5 protein-coding genes and 1 pseudogene are annotated in these 4,209 nt (G+C 48.6%); 4 read left to right on the forward strand and 2 right to left on the reverse strand.

The window, feature by feature from the left end:
- Positions 1 to 4: 4 nt before the first annotated feature.
- Both AC14M5_RS10435 and AC14M5_RS10440 read right to left on the reverse strand, forming a co-directional pair.
- A complete protein-coding gene (locus AC14M5_RS10435) occupies positions 5 to 616 on the reverse strand; it encodes a phenylalanine--tRNA ligase beta subunit-related protein (RefSeq protein WP_484029602.1) in 612 nt (203 codons plus the stop codon).
- A gap of 119 nt (positions 617 to 735) precedes the next feature.
- The gene (locus AC14M5_RS10440) at positions 736 to 2,124 is read right to left on the reverse strand and encodes a hypothetical protein (RefSeq protein ID WP_484029603.1); all 1,389 of its coding nucleotides are present in this window, start codon (positions 2,122 to 2,124) and stop codon (positions 736 to 738) included.
- Between the two features lie 250 nt (positions 2,125 to 2,374).
- Between AC14M5_RS10440 and AC14M5_RS10445 the strand changes: the two genes are divergently transcribed.
- The 4 genes and pseudogenes from AC14M5_RS10445 to AC14M5_RS10460 all read left to right on the forward strand — a co-directional run.
- Positions 2,375 to 3,088 carry a hypothetical protein gene (locus AC14M5_RS10445; protein ID WP_484029604.1) on the forward strand — a complete coding sequence of 238 codons (714 nt, stop codon included), beginning with the start codon at positions 2,375 to 2,377 and terminating at the stop codon, positions 3,086 to 3,088.
- Positions 3,089 to 3,204: 116 nt separating this feature from the next.
- Positions 3,205 to 3,432 (forward strand): hypothetical protein, encoded by a 228-nt coding sequence (locus tag AC14M5_RS10450; protein ID WP_484029605.1) that lies wholly within the window; start codon positions 3,205 to 3,207, stop codon positions 3,430 to 3,432.
- Positions 3,429 to 3,803: a PIN domain-containing protein gene (locus AC14M5_RS10455; protein WP_484029606.1), complete on the forward strand. Its 375-nt coding sequence runs from the start codon at positions 3,429 to 3,431 to the stop codon at positions 3,801 to 3,803. The genes AC14M5_RS10450 and AC14M5_RS10455 overlap by 4 nt, the downstream gene beginning before the upstream one ends.
- A 189-nt stretch (positions 3,804 to 3,992) precedes the next feature.
- Positions 3,993 to 4,209, forward strand: a pseudogene (locus AC14M5_RS10460) (ABC transporter ATP-binding protein); the annotation flags it as partial.

Below are 4,209 nucleotides of genomic sequence, written 5' to 3' on the forward strand. Positions count from 1 at the left end.
TCCTTTATTCCCCGTACACATGCAGCAATTCGACTTGTGCCTCTGGCGCAATGACCCGCACATAGTCGCGCATATCTTCCAGGTGTCGCACGATGGTTGCGCGCTCGATCCCCACCGGGGCATAGACGGTGAACACCACATTGCGCGTCTCTGCTGTGATCTGCGTCCGCTGGTTGGGGCCGTAGATGATGTCGGAGATGATGCCGGCCTGATCGCTGATCATCATATCGCCGGGTTTGACGGACTGCATCTCGCCGCGCATCACCGTATACGTCTCGGTCCCTTGCGTGACGTCGAGCGTCAGCGGCAGGTGCAGTTTATCCAGGTCGTGACCCGCCGTGAGCAACATGTTTTTCACCTCGGCCATGAACATGCACTCGACCAACGACGCCACGGTTGGGATGGACTTGCCTTTCAGAACAATGGACTCCAATTGCAGTTGGACATGGTAAGTTTTTTTGAAACGCTTGTAATATTCCCCATAGACTTTCAAAACCGGATGGCTCGCAATGGTGGCGCGATCCTGCCCCGCAAATTGCACGCGCAGTTGCTCTTCCAGTTCTGCCTTAAGCCTTTCGAGCTCGAGGTGATGCGCCGGGTTGGACGCGTTCCGCATGACCAGAATCCCTGCGTGCGCGCTGGGGAAGGAGGATTGCCAGGAGGATGTTATTTTGAACATTTATGTTGATGGACAAACTCAGCGAAAAGGGAATAGCTGCTTAGCCATTGTATGAATTAGTTACCGCCACTGCCTAAGCCTGCAATGAATTTCATAAGGCTACCAATAATTTCTACGATCGGTTGTCCCAAACCTATGAGGCTTAGTATGGGAACTGTTTGGGATGTGATAAATCTGGCCAAGGTGCCAGTATTGAAGGGCCATACCGGTATGATTTGATTGTCTTTGTAGATCTTGCGCAAACCATCCAGTTTTTTTTCAATATTCTCGGTTTCTGATGGTTTAAGGTCGCTACCCTTATCCAAGAGCTTGCGTGACAGCAGATTGATACTTTGACTCAATTGATTTAGTTGTTGATTTAGTTCATCCCGTTTTGCCACCATGATCTTATGAATATTCCACAAAGGACCGAAGAAGCTTATGCCCGCAATTGCGAGGATCACGATCAGGAGGAAGTACAAATATTCCTGGAAATAGTCCACCAAGACAAGTCGTGCACTTAAGTAAATACCGGCCGGGCTGATAATTATTGCATTCCATAGACACAAGCTGCCCAGTGGAGCGAGCCCTTCGCATCCATCTGGATGACCGCGTTGGAGCGTTAGATCAAATTCCCGGCCAAGTTTGTGTACAGTCAGCCCAATCACGATCATGCGCCAGATCATAAGCCCAACTACATACCCAATCATGAAAGTGAATATCCAGAGTAGGAGGTCGCTTAGCGCTAAGAATTGATACCAGCGAGACTGTAAGGGGTCCACTTCATTGATGGAACGCACGAACCAGAATAGGGCTGAATCGATCAGCCAAAATGATCCTAATGAACCGCAAATCACACCTGCAAACAGTTGGCGAGAACTGTTCATCGTTTTTGAAAAGTTGTCTAGAAAGACTTTATAGCGTCCATCAAGTTGGGCGGAATCTTCAGAGAATTTCTTTGCAGGCAGGCTGATAATTGTTCTGTTCCAAAGTGTGTGGAAAGTTTGTGGTGTTTCTTTAAGCAGTCCTTGAAAAGCCAAAAGACTTACAGCTACTGCCAGGATGCCAAAATAGTGGTTCTGGCTTATTCTTGGAAGAAGTGGGAAATGGGTGACCTCAGTAATTCCCAACAGTACGATGGCAATGAGGATCCAGGGGAATACCTGCATCACGCGATGCAAAACTTGATTTTGAATAGGAGTGATTAATTGGAAAGCTTCTTCGAGACTTGTGGATTGATCAGGGATTGGCTGACTTGATTTCAGTCGCCGATTGTGTAAGAATAAAGCCGTTGCGGACGCAAACAACAATATTGTGATATTGATGGCTAATCTTGTTATTAGCGATTGACCAGAGCGGCCGTGGATGGATGTTGGGCTTGCAAGGAATATTATCAGTGCTATCAAGGCAATAGCTGTTGATATTCTTTCATAAAGTAGGAAGCGGTTCTGCACTTTGAGGTTCATTTTGCTTACCTTAAGATTGCCCAAAGAAATAGACGTTCTCTGTTAAGTTATGAAGTTCTTAGAGAATAGCATATTAATGAGTTGGTTGCAATATTAATGTCTGAACTGCTGTCCGAGGATCAGCCCTTTTCTCGATCAGACTTTCATTTTCCCTTTAGCCAAATCGAAAGAGCTGCACCTGAGATAAATCTATCACCTAAAATAATACTTCCACGTTGTCCGCTTCATCAATCTGATATAAAATCCATTTATGAATCCCCTCAATTGCCCCAACTGTGGAGCCAACCTTCCCAAGCATGCTCTCCAGTCAGACCTGGTGACTTGTGAGTTCTGCGGCACCACCTTCCGCGTGCCCAAGACCCTCACGCCCGAACCGGATATGGGCGATCTGCTCCTCGGCGCGGATTTCAGCAACAAAGACATGCCCGGCTGGGAAGTGATGAACGAGGAAATGCTGACTTTCCACCAGGGGCAGCCCTCCGAATTACGCGGCATGTACCGGCCGAATGGCAACACCTTTTATGTCTTGCGCAGTTCGGGTATCCTGGATGACTTCGACGTGGGGATCAACATCACCTTCACCGCGGGCGAACGCGAGATCATCCGCGCCGGGTTTTATCCGCGCTACTTGCATGAAGAGGGTGGGTACGTGGTCTTCATCTCTGCGCAACGGTCGTATACCGTCGCCTATTACGTGAAGAACGACAAGAACGAGATCGTTTGGGAAACGCTCCTGCCGTGGACGTTCCACGCCGCCTTGCGGGATGGCTTCCACGTGACCAACCGTCTGCGGGTGATCTGTCACGGCGAACGCTTCAGCGTCTATCTCAACGGCATCCTGGCCACCTCGTTCAAAGATGGCAAATACCGCCGCGGAAAGTTATATGTGGCCGTCGCTCCCACGGAGAAATCCACGCTGGGTGTCGTGTTCTCTGACCTACAGTTGCGGGAAGTTCTCAAGTAGCGGACTCAGAATGCGTCCATCTCCTGTCCAGAGCTAATCGGCTACTCCCTCCGAAGTCCATTGTCCATTCTGTGCTCTAAAAATACTGTATAATCACTTTGACCAAAGGACTGTGTATGGAACAGATCATTATCCGAGTCAAAGACAGAAAAAAAGCACAAACGCTTTTAGATTTTCTCAAATCGCTTGATTTCATTGAAAGCGTTTCTGAGAGAGATTTATCTGTTGAAAAGGGATCGCAAAATGAGGGAGAAAATGATTTCTTTTCAATGGCTGGTCTCTGGGCGGGTCGAGATATCACACTCCAATCCATCCGTGAGCAAGCCTGGCCCTATCGTGCATGATTCTCTGCGATACCAACATCCTCATTGAGTTCTATAGAGGCAATTCCGATATTGTTCAGGAGTTGCAGAAAATTGGTCTTCCAAATCTGGCTGTCTCTATAATTACGCCAGGTGAAATGTATTTTGGCGCAAGGGATAAGCGCGAGTTGGGGCAAATTAAGAAGAATCTGTCGCTTTTGAATCAGATACCTCTGGACGCGGATACTTCAGAACGATTCCTTGCCTTGTTGGAAGAATTCGCCCTGAGCCACCGACTGAGTGTACCTGACGCCTTAATAGCCGCCACCGCTCTCTCGCAAAACATTCCGCTATACACGCTGAACCTGAAAGATTTTCAGTTCATTCCAGATTTGCAATTACATCAACCATAGAGTTTTATTAACCTCCCCCTTCGTCCAGTTGCCAATTTAGTGCTCTAGTCTTATAGTCGATGGTCTACCAGGGTACAGTGTCGGGTTTTATGAGTTCGGTGGTCAACCGCCCGGCTGTGTCGCTGACTTTATGTATTGAGAAGACGTCCGGCTAGAGAACTAGCGGACGACCCAACGAGGAGACCAAACATGCACTACGGCTGGTGGATGTCCCTGCGACAGGGCGACGAAAAGCCCAAAGTGACGCGCGAGTTATTGTTACGCGTTCTGAATTATGCGAAGCCTTATTGGTGGCACATCAGCGGGATGCTGGTGACGATCCTGCTCACCACCGGCTTGTCCCTGCTCACGCCGCTCATCTTCCGCAATATGATCGATGTGGTGATTCCCGCCAAAGATACGGGAC

Source organism: Candidatus Villigracilis sp. (genome assembly GCF_057083605.1).

Bases quoted from the DNA above. Each gene is read 5' to 3' on its own strand.
- AC14M5_RS10435 (WP_484029602.1), bottom strand. From the start codon at position 616: ATGCGGAACGCGTCCAACCCGGCGCATCACCTCGAGCTCGAAAGGCTT.
- AC14M5_RS10440 (WP_484029603.1), bottom strand. From the start codon at position 2,124: ATGAACCTCAAAGTGCAGAACCGCTTCCTACTTTATGAAAGAATATCA.
- AC14M5_RS10445 (WP_484029604.1), top strand. From the start codon at position 2,375: ATGAATCCCCTCAATTGCCCCAACTGTGGAGCCAACCTTCCCAAGCAT.
- AC14M5_RS10450 (WP_484029605.1), top strand. From the start codon at position 3,205: ATGGAACAGATCATTATCCGAGTCAAAGACAGAAAAAAAGCACAAACG.
- AC14M5_RS10455 (WP_484029606.1), top strand. From the start codon at position 3,429: ATGATTCTCTGCGATACCAACATCCTCATTGAGTTCTATAGAGGCAAT.